At 40.7% G+C, this 16,609-nt stretch carries 15 protein-coding genes and 1 pseudogene; 3 read left to right on the forward strand and 13 right to left on the reverse strand.

Features of this window, described 5'->3' with window-relative positions; all coding sequences use genetic code 11:
- Positions 1–12 precede the first annotated feature (12 nt).
- The 5 genes from C6Y07_RS02365 to C6Y07_RS02390 form a co-directional block, all read right to left on the reverse strand.
- Positions 13–2,085, reverse strand: coding sequence for a BglG family transcription antiterminator (locus C6Y07_RS02365; protein ID WP_223254137.1), 2,073 nt, complete (start codon positions 2,083–2,085; stop codon positions 13–15).
- Positions 2,086–2,667: 582 nt separating this feature from the next.
- Entirely contained in the window at positions 2,668–2,943 is a 276-nt protein-coding gene (locus C6Y07_RS02375; RefSeq protein WP_223250439.1) for a DUF3986 family protein, read from the reverse strand.
- Positions 2,944–2,957: 14 nt separating this feature from the next.
- Positions 2,958–3,539, reverse strand: coding sequence for a hypothetical protein (locus C6Y07_RS02380; RefSeq protein ID WP_039166537.1), 582 nt, complete (start codon positions 3,537–3,539; stop codon positions 2,958–2,960).
- A 15-nt stretch (positions 3,540–3,554) separates the two neighbouring features.
- Positions 3,555–4,442 (reverse strand): S8 family serine peptidase, encoded by an 888-nt coding sequence (locus C6Y07_RS02385; RefSeq protein ID WP_187704536.1) that lies wholly within the window; start codon positions 4,440–4,442, stop codon positions 3,555–3,557.
- 567 nt (positions 4,443–5,009) lie between these two features.
- Entirely contained in the window at positions 5,010–5,429 is a 420-nt protein-coding gene (locus tag C6Y07_RS02390) for a MarR family winged helix-turn-helix transcriptional regulator (RefSeq protein WP_223250451.1), read from the reverse strand.
- A 169-nt stretch (positions 5,430–5,598) separates the two neighbouring features.
- Here C6Y07_RS02390 and C6Y07_RS02395 point away from each other — a divergent pair.
- Positions 5,599–7,165: pseudogene (locus C6Y07_RS02395) on the forward strand (MDR family MFS transporter).
- Here the strand turns inward: C6Y07_RS02395 and C6Y07_RS02400 are convergent.
- The 5 genes from C6Y07_RS02400 to C6Y07_RS02420 form a co-directional block, all read right to left on the reverse strand.
- Positions 7,159–8,028 (reverse strand): class II fructose-bisphosphate aldolase, encoded by an 870-nt coding sequence (locus C6Y07_RS02400; RefSeq protein WP_106156191.1) that lies wholly within the window; start codon positions 8,026–8,028, stop codon positions 7,159–7,161. The pseudogene C6Y07_RS02395 and the gene C6Y07_RS02400 sit on opposite strands and share 7 nt — an antisense overlap.
- 2 nt (positions 8,029–8,030) lie before the next feature.
- Positions 8,031–8,489, reverse strand: a complete 459-nt coding sequence (locus C6Y07_RS02405) for a PTS sugar transporter subunit IIA (protein ID WP_106037277.1) — start codon at positions 8,487–8,489, stop codon at positions 8,031–8,033.
- Between the two features lie 15 nt (positions 8,490–8,504).
- The gene (locus C6Y07_RS02410) at positions 8,505–9,920 is read right to left on the reverse strand and encodes a PTS fructose transporter subunit IIC (RefSeq protein ID WP_106156193.1); all 1,416 of its coding nucleotides are present in this window, start codon (positions 9,918–9,920) and stop codon (positions 8,505–8,507) included.
- A gap of 13 nt (positions 9,921–9,933) precedes the next feature.
- Complete coding sequence (gene pfkB, locus C6Y07_RS02415) at positions 9,934–10,848, reverse strand: 1-phosphofructokinase (protein ID WP_060596475.1); 915 nt, start codon at positions 10,846–10,848, stop codon at positions 9,934–9,936.
- Positions 10,849–10,978: 130 nt separating this feature from the next.
- Positions 10,979–11,755, reverse strand: a complete 777-nt coding sequence (locus C6Y07_RS02420; RefSeq protein ID WP_066030821.1) for a MurR/RpiR family transcriptional regulator — start codon at positions 11,753–11,755, stop codon at positions 10,979–10,981.
- A gap of 159 nt (positions 11,756–11,914) precedes the next feature.
- On the opposite strand from C6Y07_RS02420, the gene C6Y07_RS02425 reads away from it, so the two are divergent.
- Positions 11,915–13,321 carry a phospholipase D-like domain-containing protein gene (locus tag C6Y07_RS02425; RefSeq protein ID WP_060596476.1) on the forward strand — a complete coding sequence of 469 codons (1,407 nt, stop codon included), beginning with the start codon at positions 11,915–11,917 and terminating at the stop codon, positions 13,319–13,321.
- 10 nt (positions 13,322–13,331) lie between these two features.
- Here the strand turns inward: C6Y07_RS02425 and C6Y07_RS02430 are convergent, their stop codons facing one another.
- Genes C6Y07_RS02430 through C6Y07_RS02440 form a run of 3 tightly spaced genes read right to left on the reverse strand, consistent with a single transcriptional unit; the run spans position 13,332 to position 14,958 of the window.
- A complete protein-coding gene (locus C6Y07_RS02430; protein WP_034660841.1) occupies positions 13,332–13,817 on the reverse strand; it encodes a DMT family transporter in 486 nt (161 codons plus the stop codon).
- 21 nt (positions 13,818–13,838) lie between these two features.
- Positions 13,839–14,519: a Crp/Fnr family transcriptional regulator gene (locus tag C6Y07_RS02435; RefSeq protein WP_066030818.1), complete on the reverse strand. Its 681-nt coding sequence runs from the start codon at positions 14,517–14,519 to the stop codon at positions 13,839–13,841.
- 13 nt (positions 14,520–14,532) lie between these two features.
- On the reverse strand, positions 14,533–14,958 hold the full coding sequence (locus C6Y07_RS02440) for a DMT family transporter (RefSeq protein WP_060596692.1): 426 nt from the start codon (positions 14,956–14,958) through the stop codon (positions 14,533–14,535).
- 211 nt (positions 14,959–15,169) lie between these two features.
- On the opposite strand from C6Y07_RS02440, the gene C6Y07_RS02445 reads away from it, so the two are divergent.
- On the forward strand, positions 15,170–16,597 hold the full coding sequence (locus C6Y07_RS02445) for an aldehyde dehydrogenase family protein (protein WP_106156195.1): 1,428 nt from the start codon (positions 15,170–15,172) through the stop codon (positions 16,595–16,597).
- The last annotated feature ends 12 nt before the right edge of the window (positions 16,598–16,609 follow it).

Below are 16,609 nucleotides of genomic sequence, written 5' to 3' on the forward strand. Positions count from 1 at the left end.
CTTTTTCCTCCTTTATAGTTGTGAAAATTGATCAACTAGTTTTTGCACCGATGCTAATTCCTTTGCTTCAACCAGTTGTTTCCTCCGTTTTTCATCACTTAACAGCATGGTCAGCTGTTTGAGTGCTTTCAAGTGGGTCATACTGTCAATGGCTGCTAGCACAATGATGAGACGAACCTGTTTTTTTCCATCTTTAGAGAAAAAAACGGGCGGTTCAAATGACATGAGTGACATGCTTAATTTGTTCACGCCGTCCTCTGGTCTGGCGTGCGGAATGGCTACTTGTGGTGCAATCACAATATAAGGTCCATTTTGATGCACAGACTGAATCATGGCCTCCACATAACCTCTCTGAATGGCATTTTGATCGAGTAAAGGCTGCGCTGCTTTTGTGATGGCCTCTGGCCAAGTTTCTGCTGTTTGCTGGAGATGAATGGTTTTTTCTGTTAATAAATCGTTTAACACTGGTTTCCACCCTTTCTGATGGGATACATATGCGGGATGAAGCAGCTCTTTAAGATCACGAAGCAGTGCTTTTTCATTTTGTACGATGGTATGCTGCTGAATGATGTTGAATAAAGCGTCCACATTGTTCTCATCAAGCCTGATTTCTGCACCTTCCCCATATTGAAGTAAGGTTTTTTTCTCATAGGCAGTGAGAATGGGATGAACGAGGTGAACGGGTTTTCCTTTAAACGAAATAGGTGTTGTTGACACAACAAAGTCGACATCAATGGATGACATTTCTTCATATGAACGCTTTGATAATAGTTCACGTACTTCGATATAACCGATTAATTCGATAAGCTGTGTTTTCAGCATGTGACTTGTGCCAATTCCTTCGCCGCAGACAATGTATACAGAACGCCGCACAATTGGTGAAATCCCTTCTCTTCTCATCCAACCACCAAAATGCATCGCCACATATGCAATTTCATGGTCGCTGATCTTTGAACAGGTCGCCTTTTCTAAATGGCATACGACCTTTTGAGTGATTTCAAACACCTCTGGCTGTGCTTTTTTAATAGATTCTGTTAATTCATTGTTGATATCAATGTGATAGACGAGTCTGTAATAGGCCGGGATGAGATGCATTGTCAAGTTTTGCTCCAAGGCTTCGTACTCTTGAAAGGAAATACATGCATACCGCTGAAAGTCAAAAATCATTTGTCTGGCAATGGTGCGAATGAGATGCTCTTCTGGTTTTTTACTTGATGGAAGCTTTTGTTTCTTGGCGCTGAGCCATAGAGTAGTAAGAAAATAGATTTCATCATCATGAACATGAAGGCCGGTTTCTCTTTGAATTCGTGCCATGAAACGAATAGCCGCAAAGCATTCATCTGTTTCCTGCAATGTACGCTTCTCTTCGTTTGAAAGGTGTACAGCACGTTCTAGCTTCATCCGCTTAAAGTAGAAAAAGAGATCCAAAGACAGCTGATCCAGCATGTCATCTGCAAACTCGAGCTTAAGCTCTTGTTCTGACTGCTCGAGGAGATGCTTTAACCGTTTATATGAAATTGGCCCCTTTAACCAAAAAGGTGGAAACGCTTTTTCGTTTTTTATCATTGTGCGAATGGAATGAATATAAGGTTTCAGCGCCAATCGAATCGCTCTTTCTTCTCCTGAAATCAAATAGCCGCAGGCTGCCTGATAGTGGAGGATAAGCTGCTGCTTTGAAAGTGCTTCTTTTAGCTGTTTCATATCTTCAAGCAATGTATTCCGGCTCACTTTGGTCATCTTCATAAAATCATCAATTCTTAGGCGTTTCTCACTGCATGCAATGGATAAGAGCAGGATGGCTCTTCTTTCCTTTACACATGGTTCATAATCATGGCCAACGAGAATGGTGTTCGCTTTTTGAATAATGACTTCTTTTTCATGTGGGTGTAAGTAGTAGCCAAGTTGATCTTTTCGCTGAATACCACTCAGCTGCTGAGTTTCCAGCCAGCTATTCATGCGTTTGATTTCAGAGTAGACGGTTCGAGTAGAGACATTCAGTCGATTCTGTAAATCTTCAATTGATAAATAAGATGTCGTGTGAATCAGCATTGATAGTAAAGTCGTGCCCCTTTTGGTTAAATACAGTTGGAATTCCTCCCTTCTTCCCTTTGGTTATAAGTCTAATCAACTCACATGCGTCAAAGAAGCCCAAATGTCTTCAGCACATGCTGTGCAGCTTTTGGGTGCTCTTTTGCCATAAGAAAAAGCACACCCGCTTGAGTGTGCTTTGAGACTTTTACAAAAAGAATCCTTTGTTTTCTTTAATGTGATAGAAAACCTTTGTAATGAGATCATGAATGTCCTGAAAAATCTTTTTGAATTTTTTTGATCCTTCACAATGCTTTTGGCATTCTTGATTCACACATATGTACTGCATCAGTGTCCGCAGGTTCTTTCTTCTGGACAAAATATTCACGTTCGTTTTGCTTGCCTCTATCATACGATGATCCACTTAGAAAAAAAGGTCCCCTTTTTCTCGGCCAATACAAATAAGAAAAAGTGCCCATAAACATGGACACTTTTTTTATATTATTTTCAAAACGCATCGCCTTCGTAATAAATATATTCCTCAACAAAAGTTTTAAAGTCTACATAAACGTCTTCAAACAGATAAAGCTGTCTTCTTCTATATCCTGTTGTTTTATTGTAACGTATCCCACAAAAACACTATGCTTTAATAATACCGTTTTCTTTTAGAAACCGTTCGAACAATTCATCCCCTTTATCCTCAATATATTCATCATCAATATTATACTCTCCAACCAACAAACCAAAATCATCATATTTTTCATATTTTTGTTTAAGTTTTATACCATAGCTTTCTTGATCAAAAAACAATAACCATTTCCCTGAATCTAAACTTTTAAAAAACACACCTTCATAATCTGAATCATTTTCATAATAGCCTACATGCAAATGCATTGTATCGTCTAAGTTAAGCAACGTTGATCTCTCCTTTAGAAAATAACATGATGATCTTTTAGATTAGGTGGAACATGATAATGCAGAACAGCAGGTCTTCCATGTTTTATAGGTGCATAATCTAGTCTGAATAGTGGTTTTTTGGTTTTTTTGCTACGTACCTGTATAATGCGCCCTCCTGATCCAGGGCCATCAATAATATAATTTTGAGGCGCCTTTAATGCTTTCTGCACATATGGTCTAGCTACTTTCCATCCTTTTTGCATTCCCTTTTTTCCAACTTGAGAAATTAATAATCTTAAAGCAGCAGCCACCACCGGTATCCACTGACCAGTTACACTGTCTTCTTTCAATTCAGCATTCTGGCTCTGTAACGCTAAAGTTTCTTCTAATTCAATAAATACTGGATCATTCAAAAGAAAGTCAAATTCTTTATTAAAGTTTGATACATCTACATTTGAAACATCTATACCGGTATCCTCGTATACTTGTTCAATCAATTGATCACTAACCACAAGTTCACTATCCTGTGAAGTTACGCTCTCAGCATATACTGGAGTCACCGCCGAAAAACATAGAATAAAAGACAGTACTACTAGAATAAGCTTATTCTTCATATAAACCCTACTTTCTCAAAAAAATTTATCTGTATTCATAACTGAATACCCGTTTATTTTATCTAAATTTTTGATTTTTTTCCATATTTTTTTCGAGATTGTGTGTTTATTATAAGAAGAATATTCTTCAAAAAAGAGAGCAGCAAGACCTGCCATGTAGGCAGCTGCCATTGAAGTACCACTACTATATAAAAAAGAACCATCTTTTGAATAACTTTTTATATACTGCCCCGGAAGTAACACATTTAATCCTTTACCTACAGTTGTCCCTTTCCATATATCACCGTTCATATTTAAAGCTCCTACAGCAATAACATCTTCAAATTTAGCAGGGTAGAGTATTTCGCTCTTTTCTTGTAACCCATAGTTCCCAACCGATGAAATTACAACAATATTATTTTTTAAAGCTCTATTTATTACAGATTCCAGTTTTCTAGAATATTTTAAAGTGCCAAATGACATTAAAATAATGTCAACCTTTTCTTCAATACTATAATTCACTGCTTCTATTACATTATTAATATCACCATTTAAATTGTTATCCAAGGCTTTAATTACATATAAATCGATGTTTGGCGCAACACCAATGTCTTTACTAGTTAATATTCCAGCTAAATGAGTTCCATGACCATGATTATCTTGATATGATCTTTTGGGATCTAAAACGTTTACCCCTTTCTTAACATTGACCTCCTGCTTTAATGAAACACCTGAATCAATTAATGCTACTTTAACACCTTTTCCAGTTAGTTTTTTCTGGTTATGCAGTTTATTAATTTTTAAATATTCATAGGCCCAATTTTCATTCTTAAATTTCTCAGTTTTGTTTTTATTTATTATTAATGTTATAGATACCACAGTTAGAATTAATGCTACTAGAAGGAGTGTAAGTTTCTTCTTCAAAATCATCGCACCTCTTTTAAACATATTATGAGAAACATGATGTATTTTACCATTAATTTTTTTCAAATACAAAACAGCACTCAGATGATTCCAAGTGCTGTCGAAAGGTTACCAAAAATCCTATAAATCGCAACAAATAAGGTATATTATAACAATACTCATGTTATTTTATATCCTTAATCATATTGTATCCTTATAGGTACTCCGTTTTTTGAATGAATACTAGTCTTTCCGTAATCAGGAATGTCTGATAAATAGGCTTTGTGGTTAACTCCGTCTAAGATTAGGAGTTTTACTCTTCCCAACTCTATGTGCTTTCAATTTTCTTTGTAGTTAGAATTTCAAAAAGAGATGTTCGTCCCTTAAATCTAAAGACAAATAATCAAAGCCTTCAGATCAGCTTCAGTCAGAGCCTCATCTATGTTTTCAGCCCAAGATAGTTATCTTTGACAGCTCAGTCCTCCTCTTATCATCAGTTATACTTTCAGCTAAACCATCTTCAAAAACAGCGTGCAGCCTTTGAGTCCATTTTTCCATAAAAAAGCACACCCGCATCAGTGCGCCTTCTTACGATTTAGACTTAAGCAATTGCAGCTCTTGGTCCATAATATCTGCTGCTTCGTTAATAAATTGAATGATTAAGTCTAATTCTTCTCGTTTGTATTCGTTTGTGAGCTGTTTAGTTGATGCCGATAAGGATTGGAAAAGTTCTTTTACCTGTGATTTCCCTGCCGTTAATGGAACGATGATAACTCTTCGTTTGTCTTTTGGGTCTTTTTCTCTTTTGACGTAGCCCGCTTTTTCAAGGCGATCAATAAGAGCTGTGACCGCACCTGAGCTAAGACCTGTTTTTTCACTTAATTCTCCTGCTGTGAGAGGACCGAGTTCGTTTAATAAATCGGCTGATTTGAGGTCTGTTGGGAAAAGGCCGAGCGATTGCGCGGCCGCTTGATGGAATAAAACCGTTCGTGTGGCGAGGCGCCTCATTGTATGTATGATCAGGTCTGCTCTGTCTTCAGTCTCGTTCTTTATTGACAACTTGTTCTCCTCCCTTTAAAATCAATTTATCTTGATCATCAAGATAAATGTTCTCTTACTTATGGTTAAGTTGATCATAGCAAAAATAAGAAGAGAACGTAAGCAGGAGGTAAATGAAATGAATCATGTGGATAAAGGCAAGGCATCCACTCGCTTTGTTGTCATCGGTTTGCTGTTAGGGATTTTTATGGCAGCGATGGACAATACCATTGTTGCAACAGCGATGGGAAGCATCGTAGCAGATTTGGGCAGTTTTGATAAATTTGCTTGGGTGACGGCTTCTTATATGGTGGCAGTGATGGCTGGAATGCCGATTTACGGAAAGCTTTCTGATATGTATGGTCGAAAGCGTTTTTTTCTGTTTGGACTTATTTTCTTTTTAATTGGATCAGCGCTGTGCGGTATCGCACAAACGATGGATCAGCTCATTATTTACCGGGCCATTCAAGGGCTTGGAGGCGGTGCCCTTCTTCCGATCGCGTTTACGATCATCTTTGATATCTTCCCGCCTGAAAAGCGCGGAAAAATGTCCGGTATGTTTGGTGCAGTATTTGGTTTATCGAGTGTACTAGGACCACTGTTAGGAGCTATTATCACAGATTCGATCGGCTGGCATTGGGTTTTCTATATTAACGTGCCAATCGGTATTGTTAGTGTGTTCTTGATCGCCAGATACTATCATGAATCGCTGGAACATCGCAAGCAAAAAATTGACTGGTCAGGTGCTATTACACTTGTCGTGGCAGTTGTGAGCTTAATGTTCGCACTTGAGCTTGGCGGTAAATCTTATGCGTGGGATTCGGTGCAAATCCTCACACTTTTTGCCGTGTTTCTTGTGTTTGGTACCATCTTCTTTATTGTTGAGCGTAAAGCGGAGGAACCGATTATTTCTTTTTGGATGTTTAAAAATCGTTTATTTGCGACATCTCAAATATTGGCGTTTTTATATGGGGGGACATTTATTATTCTTGCCGTCTTTATTCCTATTTTCGTGCAAGCGGTGTATGGTGAATCTGCGACAAGTGCAGGGTTTATTTTAACACCGATGATGATAGGATCTGTGATTGGCAGTATGATTGGCGGAACGATGCAGACGAAAGTGCCTTTCAGACGTCTTATGACGATCTCTGTTATTTCATTTTTTGCTGGGATGCTGCTTCTTGCCAATATGTCACCAGATACAGCTAGACTGTGGCTTACACTCTTTATGATGATATCAGGCTTTGGCGTCGGCTTTAGCTTCTCTCTTCTGCCTTCAGCTTCAATGAATGATCTTGCCCCTCGTTACCGAGGCAGTGCAAACTCAACCAATTCATTTATGAGATCACTTGGGATGACGCTTGGTGTCACGATTTTTGGGACGATTCAAACCAATGTCCTAACGAATCGCTTAGCAGATGCCTTTAGCGGAATAAAAGGAGCCCCTTCTCAAATAGGCGATCCACAAGCCATTTTTCAAGAAGGTGCTCGCTCACAAATTCCGCCTGATATTTTAAATAAAGTCATCGATGCGATGTCACAAAGCATTACGTACGTATTTTTGATTGCGTTGTTTCCTATTGCCCTTGCAGCGATTACGGTCCTATTTATGGGAAATGCACGAGTACGCACATCAAATGAAATGAAAGAAAGCGAATAATGTGAAAAAGCAGAGCCTTAGCGGCTCTGCTTTTTTGTTTCACTGATATAGAGGATGGGCTTTGCCCTCACTGCCAACGATCCGTATTTTCGATGTGACCATGTCTTTTGCTGCTTGTTTTGCTTTTTGTAAATACATACGTGGATCTAAGCTTTCAGGTTCGTTTGAGAAATGATCACGGATGGCTTCAGAGTACGCATTTTTCAATTCAGTAGAGACATTGACCTTTGCCATACCAAGTGCTACACATCGTCTGACGTCCTCATCCGGTACAGCGGAACCGCCGTGCAGCACAAGGGGAACATCGACCAGCGCTGCAATTTGTTCAATGCGGTCAAAGTCAATATCCGGTACCCCTTTATAAATGCCGTGAGCGGTACCAATCGCAGGCGCTAAAGTAGGTATCCTAGTTTCTTCCACAAATTGACAGCACTCTGAAGGAACGGCTTTTTCAGCATCCTTTTCATCGACGACGATATCATCCTCTACGCCGCCTACCTTGCCTAATTCTGCTTCGACGTTCACCCCTACTTTTAACGCGAGGTCTACGACTTCTTTTGTGCGGCGTACATTTTCTTCATATGAATGCATGGATGCATCGATCATGACGGATGTATATCCCGCTCGAATACAGGTGAGAATCACATCAAAGTCCGTGCAGTGATCAAGGTGCAGACCGATTGGGATTTGATATTGATCAGCCGCCGCTTTGACTGTATCTGCAATCGCTTTTGCTCCAAGTGATTGAACCGTTCCAACCGTTGTTTGCAAAATGACAGGTGATTTTAATTCTGCGGCCGTTTCGAGCACCCAATAAATACTGTCAAAGGAATGTACATTGAATGCAACGATTCCGTATTTTTCTTTTTTCGCAGCCTCAAGCATCGGTGTTGTTGAAAGTAAAGGCATGATCAAACATCCTCTCTCGTTAAAATATCTGTTTCTAAAACAGTAAGCATGTCTTCATTTGTTCTTGTTTCCAGTAGCTTTTGTCGTTTCGCTTCATCCATTAATCCTCGTGAAAGGGCAGAAAGAGCCTTTAGATGAGTGGTGCCCGCTTCATTTTTGGGGATCAGTAAGGATAAGAAGAAAAAGCATGGCTTCCCATCAAAAGCGTCCCATTCAATGCCTGTTTCCGTGCGGACGATCACGAGTGCTGGTTTTGTGATGGCTTCTGTTTGTGTATGTGGAATGGCAAATCCATCTTGAAATCCAGTCGTGCTCAGTGCTTCCCTTTCAGCTAAGCCTTTTTTGACATCCTCTGCTGATGTACAAATACCTGCTTTGTAGGCAATGTCAGCAATGGCTGTGAAAACGCCAGCCTGTGAAGAAGCTGTTTCATGAAGATTCATATAGATATGTTCCATCATTTCTCTTCCTCCCTATTAAACTGCGGGTTTGTCTATTTTTTTACGGTAAAGTCCGTATAGAATGGCACCTACAAGTGATCCGATCAGTATGGATAGTACCCACTGAAATGCACCTGTGACGACTGGAAGGACAAGGAATCCACCATGCGGAGCTGGAACCTGTACGCCAAATAGATACGTCAATATAGCAGAGATGGCTGAGCCAAACATGATAATTGGCAGGACAACGATCGGGTTTTTTGCCGCAAATGGGATGGCACCTTCTGTAATATGTGTCGCCCCTAGAATATAGTTGATTGCCCCTGCATTTCGTTCCTGCGGTGTGAAATGTTTTCTGAAAATCGTTGTGGCAATCGCAATGATAAGCGGCGGTGTGATACATGCTGCGGACACACCTGCCATGAAGTAAAGGTTGCCTTGTGCAAGTAAAGCCGTTCCTGTGACATAGGCTGCTTTGTTAAAAGGACCTCCCATATCAAATCCACACATCGCTCCAACAATTAAACCTAAGAGCAGCGGGTTCGTGGATTGAACAGCTGAGAGAAAATCCATTAATGAATTATTTAGGCCTGTGATCGGAACTAATAGTGGTGTCATCACAGCTCCAATCAAGAAAATACCGATAACAGGATAGATGAAGATTGATTTTAAACCGTCAAGTGATGCAGGTAATTTTTGAAGCAGGAATTGAAGGAATACGATGATATATCCTGCTGCAAAACCTGCGATAATACCACCTAAGAATCCAGCGCCACCGTCGTTTGCAAGCAGGCCGCCGATAAATCCGACAACCATCCCTGGGCGTCTGGCGATTGAATCAGCGATAAATGCTGCTAAAATAGGCACCATTAAGCTAAAGCCGAGTCCACCAATGCTTTTTAAATAGGCAGCAAACGGATGATACGTTTCATGCTGAGGATCAGCTGAGTAAATACCGAATAGAAAAGAAATAGCAATTAAGACTCCGCCTCCAACGACAAATGGAAGCATGTGTGATACACCGTTCATTAAATGTTTGTAGATCGTGTGTATCCATTTATTCGTCGTCTTTTGTTGAGAGGATGAAGGAGCAGATGTTTTCTCCGTCCCAGGAGCCCTTCCTTTCACTTGATGAACGGGTGCATCTCCATTGATAATGCCTTGGATCAGTTCTTCTGGCGTGCGGATGCCTTTCGCTACAGGCACTTCAATCAGTAGTTTGCCGTGAAAACGATCTGTATTCACATCTTTGTCAGCTGCGACAATGACCCCATCGGCCTCCAGAATGTCTTGATCGGTTAAAGCGTTTTCAATTCCTACTTGACCATGCGTTTCGACTTTGATGTCGACCCCTAATTGCTCAGCAGCTATTTTTAATGCCTCAGCTGCCATAAACGTGTGTGCAATGCCTGTTGGACAGCCAGTTGCAGCGACAATTTTTTTACGGCTCATATCTGATTCCCCCTTATATCTTGTGAATGTGTACTTGCTCAATTAATGAATGAATGTCATGTAAATCACTTAAGCCTTTAGAAAATGCAGTAGATGCGCCCGTTGCAATGCCGTAACGTAAGCATTCTTCAGGTGAATGACCTTCAAGCTGTTTACTAAGAAAGGCTGCGAGCATTGCATCTCCAGAACAAGCTGTGTTTACCACAGTGCCTGTCGGTGCGTTTCCTTTTAAGATGACGTCTTTCGTAATGAACAAAGCCCCTTCTCCTCCGCGGGAAATAAGCACTTGCTCTGCACCCATCTCAATGAGTTTTTCTCCTGATTGAATGAGTTCTTTTTCTGACATAGGATGTATTTTGCCGAAAAAAGCAGCGATTTCTTCTTCATTCGGTTTTAATAAATACGGCTTGTATTGAAGCGTCTCAAGAACTGCTGCGGAGCTTGTGTCTAAAATAAACTTAACGTTGTGCTGATGACAAATAGCTGCTACTTCTGAAAAAATGCTGGCGGGTACGCCCTTTGGCAGGCTGCCTGACATGATAAGGATGCCCCCCTGCGGGATGGCCGCTATTTTTTCACGAAAGGCGTGAAGCGATTTTGCTTCAATCGCAGGTCCTTGGTTCACGAGCTTGTATTCTTCTGTCGTATTAATAAAAACATTAATGCGTGTAATTCCTTCAACCGAGATAAAATCGGTTTGAATGGAAAGGTCCTTTAAGGATTGTTCAATATAAGAGCCTGAAAACCCAGCAATAAATCCTAATGCAGTGCTGGTGAATCCATATTTCTTTAGCATAATGGAGACATTGACTCCTTTGCCATTCGGCTGATAGTCTTCATCTTCTGTGCGGTTGACTGCATTTGCCCTCATTTCTTTTAATGCAATATATAGGTCAATAGCAGGATTTAAGGTGCAGGTATAAATCAATTGGTTTCACCTTCTTTCTTTTCTCTAAAGAAAGTATCTCATACGATGGAGTGAAAATGTTTTCAGATTGTGTAAAGGTTTTCATGATAAAAAGCCTTCCAGATCAAAGTCTCGAAGGCTTCTTAAGCGGTTATTTCATTCGGATCACATAGGCATCTAGTAAAATGCGGGCAATGACATGAAGAGACAGGCGCGATCTGACTTCATAATCTGGGAAGAAAGATTGTTCGCCTTTATATCCGACTAGAGTCATATCTGATATTTTGCTTAATGTAGAATCTATTCTTGTCGTGACGGTAATGGTTGTGACTTGCTTCATGCTGAGATTTTGACACGCTTCAACGAGCTCTGCTGTTTCGCCATTTAATGAAACAAAGATCGCAAGTTCATTTTTACCAATATCTCGTGATTTCAGCCGAATGATATTCGGGTCGTCGTGTACTTCGCATGTTTTTCCGATGAGCTGTAATTTGATGGTCATTTCTTTAGCAATCATCTCTGAGAACCCTCTGCCGAAAATATAAATTTTGTCCGCATTATGTATTTTTTGAACGGCATCTTCAATTTGCCCAATACTTTGCAGCTGAATCGTCTTTAAAACCTCTTCTTCATTTTTCCGAATCGCTAGTTTGATGTCTTCATCGATGTTTTTTAGCTGATCACTTGCATCGGTCATTTTCTTTTCTTGTTTCAATCGATACTTAAAGGAAGTATAGCCGTTGTAACCAATTTTTTTCATCAATCTGACAATTGTGGCTGTCGACACATTCGCTCTTTCACTTAATGTGACGATGGATAAGGTGGAGATATCCTCTAGATGCTGGTGAATATAATGGAGTAAATAACGTTCTGTTTCACTTAACGTTTGATACACATCGCTTGGAATGTTAAATAGTGGTTCATTCAATTCGATTCCCCCTTACTCATTTCATACTATAATTAAATACCCAATAAAAACAAGGTGATTCTTTTGTCATATATTTTGATGGAAAGCCAAAATGAGTGAAATTTGATTTTTGACATACACTAAGGAAAAGTTGTGTCTGTGTGAAAGGAGCTGATACCTATGCTTCATCTCTTGTTTTTTCTCATCCTTCTCTATGTCGTCTATGTATTTTTGACCGCATTTGTTTTGTTTTATTTACCGATACGAAAAACATGCAAAGAACATTGTATTTATAAAGCCTCTTCTATCTCAGGAGACGATCAGGGGACAAATCAAGTGATGCTTCTTGACGATGGGTTTGAATCTGGTCAGGTTAGAATCCAAATGATTCGTGAGGCAAAGAAGGTGATCCGTCTCAGTTACTATTCCATTCAAAAGGGAAAAACAGCCGAATGGGTACTAGGTGCTTTAATTGAAGCAGCTGATCGAGGTGTGAAAGTCCAGGTGTTGTTAGATGGCATTTGTCACAGTTTGCGCGGGCCGCTGAAGCATTTGCGCTATGCGGTGGCAAATCATCCGAACATGTCGATTCGTTTTTATGAGCCCTTTCGTTTGTTCAAGCCATGGACGTGGCATAATCGGCTTCACGATAAGCTGCTACTAGCAGATGGTCGAGTGGCTGTGATGGGCGGAAGAAATATCGGTGATAAATACTTTGCAGATCAGCCGCCGAAAGACTTTGCTTTTGACCGCGATGTGCTGCTCTATAACGCCAAAAAGGGAAAAGTATTAGATGAAATGGAGCAATATTTCGTTTATCTATGGAATCATGATTTTACGAAAAGAACAAAAGATGTGTTCTCCAAGCCAAAAGCGAAAAAAGGGTTAAAGCTTAGAAAACAGCTGCTCAGATCCTATCAAGAAGCAGTGCGCACAAAAGAACCTTTTGTGATGTCCTCCTTTGATTGGGCAGCAGATGCCACTTCAGTGAAACAGATTGCCTTTTTCACAAATCCTGTGGAACGCTTCAATAAGCGGCCGCTTGTGCTGAAAAAACTGAACGATCTTGCGCACCGGGCAAAGCGTTCTGTGCTTATACAAACGCCTTATGTCATCCCAACACGCCCAATGAAAGCCGGACTCACCCCCTTAGGTAGTGAGATTCAAACGACAATGGTCACGAATTCTCTTACAGCGACACCAAATCCGTTAGCCTTTGCTGGATATTTAAGCACTAAAAAGGAACTGATGAAAACAGGCGTTCATTTGTATGAATATGAAGGCCCCTATTCCATTCATGGGAAATCAATGGTGATTGATGATTACTTGAGTATTATTGGGACATATAACTTAGATGCGAGGTCTAGTTTTTTAAACACAGAGTCGATTTTGGTGATTGACAGTGCCCCGTTTGCGTTATCACTTACACAGGCAATCGAACGAAAAATCGCCTACAGTAATCTCGTTGCTAAAGACCGAACAGCCTATCATGCGAGCGCATATGGGCAGAAAAAAAAGCCTTTGATGAAAAGGCTCCTTTTAAATGGATTATCCGCGATAACGGTATTATGGCGGCGATTGATTTAAAAAAGGGCGGCTACTCTTGTGGCAGCCCTTTTTCTTGCGATTGATCTTTTTCTGCTGACTCCAATTTGGTCAATTTAAACACTAAGATCCCAGCAACAATCACAATGACACCTAATAGTTTTGTAAAAGAAAATGCCACTTTTTCTAACCCAAGCCAGCCAAGCGAATCAAACAAAAGAGCGCAGCCCAGCTGTGACGTGAGGACAATCGAGATGCCATAAGTCGGTCCAAGACGTTTGATACTCTGAACAAGACAAATGACCACTCCTACCCCAATGGCTCCGCTGATCCAGTACCAAGCTTCCATATGTCTTAATTGAAACATGCCAGTTCCCTCTAGTAAGAGACCCATCAGGAGTGAAGCAATAAAGCCCATTCCAAGAACGAGGGTTGTAGTTGACCAAGAGCCTGTATGCTCATTGACCTTACTGTTAAAAATGGTTTGTAAGCTGACGAGTGCGCCAGCAGTGATAGCTAATAGTATTCCTATGATCATATATAAATCCCTTCATTTCTTCTATTCATAAATATTGTGCTCTGCTATTTCTAGGAGCCCTTTCCGGTCACAAATCGTAATCTCTCCTCTACGCCTCTCTATCAGCCCTTTTTCACAGAATTGCTGAATGACCCGGTTAATATGACGATAGCTTGTACCGATTAAGCTTGCCGCATCAGTGAGACGAAGGGCGCTCGCGCTGTCATCATTTGTTACAACAGACAATAAGTAGCTTGCAAGCCTGACCTCCACAGGATATAAAAGGTGGAAACTCAAATCGTTTGATTTTGTATAAAATTTGTTTGTGATGCCTTTTAGCAGAAAGGTTAACACGCGTGGGTCATCCTTCGCATGGCGCATGAGCGCTTGATGAGAAACCCTTAGCATATGTACTTCTGTGACAGCTTCGACTGTATTGACCATATCCGTCTGCTGAACGTATTCAATATCTCCAATCGCTTCAAGGGGATGTTTAAAGCTAAGAATAAAGGTCTTCCCTTCCTTTGTGGTCGTGAAAATCTTTAATTTTCCTTTCACTAACAAGTACAGGTACTCCCTCTTATCCCCTTTTGAACAAACGAGCTCACCCTGCTCATAGCGCCACAAGCTCACGTGTGATATGAGCTTTTGATGAAAGACGTTTTCTAATTGATGTGCCTTCATATATGAGGCAAAAAGAGATTCATCATAAAGCTCCTCCATCTGACGCCCTCCTTTATAGCTTTAAAATGATCACGCCTGCGACCATCAGTAATATTCCTGCATAATGAGGCCATTTCATTTTCTTCTTCTGTACACCAAACCATCCTTTTGCATCGATTGCAAAGGTAAAAGCAAGCTGTGCAATAAGTAACGCTGCGATGGTGAGTGTGACACCGATCATTTGAATCGCGGTGACTTCATTAAAAATAATAATGGCTGCAAATGCGCCGCCTATTAAATAAAGTGGCCGCACCTTTTGATATTCCCTGAAGTGCCCGTCTCGAACGATCAGTAAGATGACAAGCGAGATGATAAAACCGGTTAGCTGTGTGATAGTTGCTGCCTGCCATGTGCCGATATCCTGGCTAATTCTTGCGTTGGCCACGCCTTGCAGTGTAATGCAAGCGCCTCCTAATAAAGCGAAAATAACACCTTTCATTCGTTCAAATTCTCCTTCTTTTTTCAGTCTAGTTCCATTAAATGATACATGCCCATCTATTGAAAAGGACATATGTCCCACTTTGCGTATTATATCAGAAACTTTTTCTTTTGCAGTTTCTTCGTTTTAGATTTTTCACAGTGGGTACAGTTTTATATCAGCTGAAAACAGAATATTGATTGAATCACATATAAAAAGGAGACATGTCAGAATGAGAAATCAAGAGAAACATTTTATTAACGGAGAATGGATTGCTTCAACAGGAAACGAAAAGACAGAGGTCATCAACCCTGCGACAGAAGAAGTCATTGGCACCATTAGCTTAGGAACAAAAGAAGATTTAGATAAGGCAGTGAAAGCAGCTCGTGCCGCCTTCCCTTCTTTCTCGAAAACATCTCGAAATGAACGCGTGAAGATGCTGGAAAACATTGTGCGCGGGTACGAAAAACGCAAGGATGAACTTGTAGAAGTGATGACACAAGAGCTCGGTGCACCGCTGAAAGTATCAGAAGAAGTTCATTACACAATGGGCTATGAACATTTTTCTAAAGCAGCGGAAGCACTTAAATCTTATACATTTACCGAGGACCGCGGCGGACATACCATTATAAAAGAAGCGATTGGCGTCAGCGGATTGATTACACCGTGGAACTTCCCAACGAATCAAACTTCTCTTAAAATTGCGGGTGCCATTGCGGCAGGCTCACCAGTTGTCTTAAAGCCAGCAGAAATTACACCTTTTGCTGCGATGATTCTTGCAGAAATCATTGATGAAGCAGGCGTACCGAAAGGAGTCTTCAACTTAGTAAACGGAACTGGTGACGTGATTGGTGACGGTATTAGCTCACATCCTGATATTGACTTTGTTTCATTTACTGGATCAGGTGCTGTCGGCTCGAAGATTATGGAAAACGCTGCTGACAATGTGAAGAAAGTGGCTCTTGAGCTTGGCGGGAAATCCCCTCTTATCGTCTTAGATGATGCAGATGTGGATGAGGCAGCAGAAACCGCCGTTCATCATATTGCGATGAATACAGGTCAAGTGTGTTCTGCGGCTACGCGTGTGCTTATTCCAGAATCAATGAAAGACAAATTTGAAAAAGCGCTGCTGAATGCCCTGCCGAAGTTTACAGTTGGTGATCCGAGAGAAGATCACGCCACAGGCCCGCTTGTTTCTAAAAAGCAGTGGGATACTGTGCAATCTTATATTGAAAAAGGAATCGATGAAGGTGCTACTCTGCTTGCAGGGGGAACTGGAAAGCCGGACGGAATCGATAAAGGATATTTCGCCAAGCATACCATTTTCACCAATGTAAAAAATGATATGGCCATTGCGCAAGAAGAAATATTCGGACCAGTCATGAGTGTCATCACGTACCAGGACCTCGATCATGCCCTTGAGATCGCCAATGATACGGTTTATGGCCTTGCCGGGTATGTTGTTGGAAAAGATGAAAAAACTTTAAAATATGTAGCTGAACATATCCGTGCTGGCCAAATCACCATTAACAATGCCGAAACAGATTACTTTGCCCCATTTGGCGGCTTTAAGCAATCTGGTATCGGAAGAGAATGGGGAGACTTCGGCATCGAGGAATATTTAGAAGTGAAAGCTGTGATGGGACTTCCAACGGCATAAATTGAGAAGGGA

The organism is Bacillus sp. LNXM12-1 (assembly GCF_003004375.1).
Taxonomy (GTDB): domain Bacteria; phylum Bacillota; class Bacilli; order Bacillales; family Bacillaceae; genus Bacillus.

Bases quoted from the DNA above. Each gene is read 5' to 3' on its own strand.
- C6Y07_RS02380 (WP_039166537.1), bottom strand. From the start codon at position 3,539: ATGAAGAATAAGCTTATTCTAGTAGTACTGTCTTTTATTCTATGTTTT.
- C6Y07_RS02390 (WP_223250451.1), bottom strand. From the start codon at position 5,429: ATGAGGCGCCTCGCCACACGAACGGTTTTATTCCATCAAGCGGCCGCG.
- C6Y07_RS02400 (WP_106156191.1), bottom strand. From the start codon at position 8,028: ATGCCTTTACTTTCAACAACACCGATGCTTGAGGCTGCGAAAAAAGAA.
- C6Y07_RS02405 (WP_106037277.1), bottom strand. From the start codon at position 8,489: ATGATGGAACATATCTATATGAATCTTCATGAAACAGCTTCTTCACAG.
- C6Y07_RS02410 (WP_106156193.1), bottom strand. From the start codon at position 9,920: ATGAGCCGTAAAAAAATTGTCGCTGCAACTGGCTGTCCAACAGGCATT.
- C6Y07_RS02425 (WP_060596476.1), top strand. From the start codon at position 11,915: ATGCTTCATCTCTTGTTTTTTCTCATCCTTCTCTATGTCGTCTATGTA.
- C6Y07_RS02430 (WP_034660841.1), bottom strand. From the start codon at position 13,817: ATGATCATAGGAATACTATTAGCTATCACTGCTGGCGCACTCGTCAGC.
- C6Y07_RS02435 (WP_066030818.1), bottom strand. From the start codon at position 14,519: ATGGAGGAGCTTTATGATGAATCTCTTTTTGCCTCATATATGAAGGCA.
- C6Y07_RS02440 (WP_060596692.1), bottom strand. From the start codon at position 14,958: ATGAAAGGTGTTATTTTCGCTTTATTAGGAGGCGCTTGCATTACACTG.
- C6Y07_RS02445 (WP_106156195.1), top strand. From the start codon at position 15,170: ATGAGAAATCAAGAGAAACATTTTATTAACGGAGAATGGATTGCTTCA.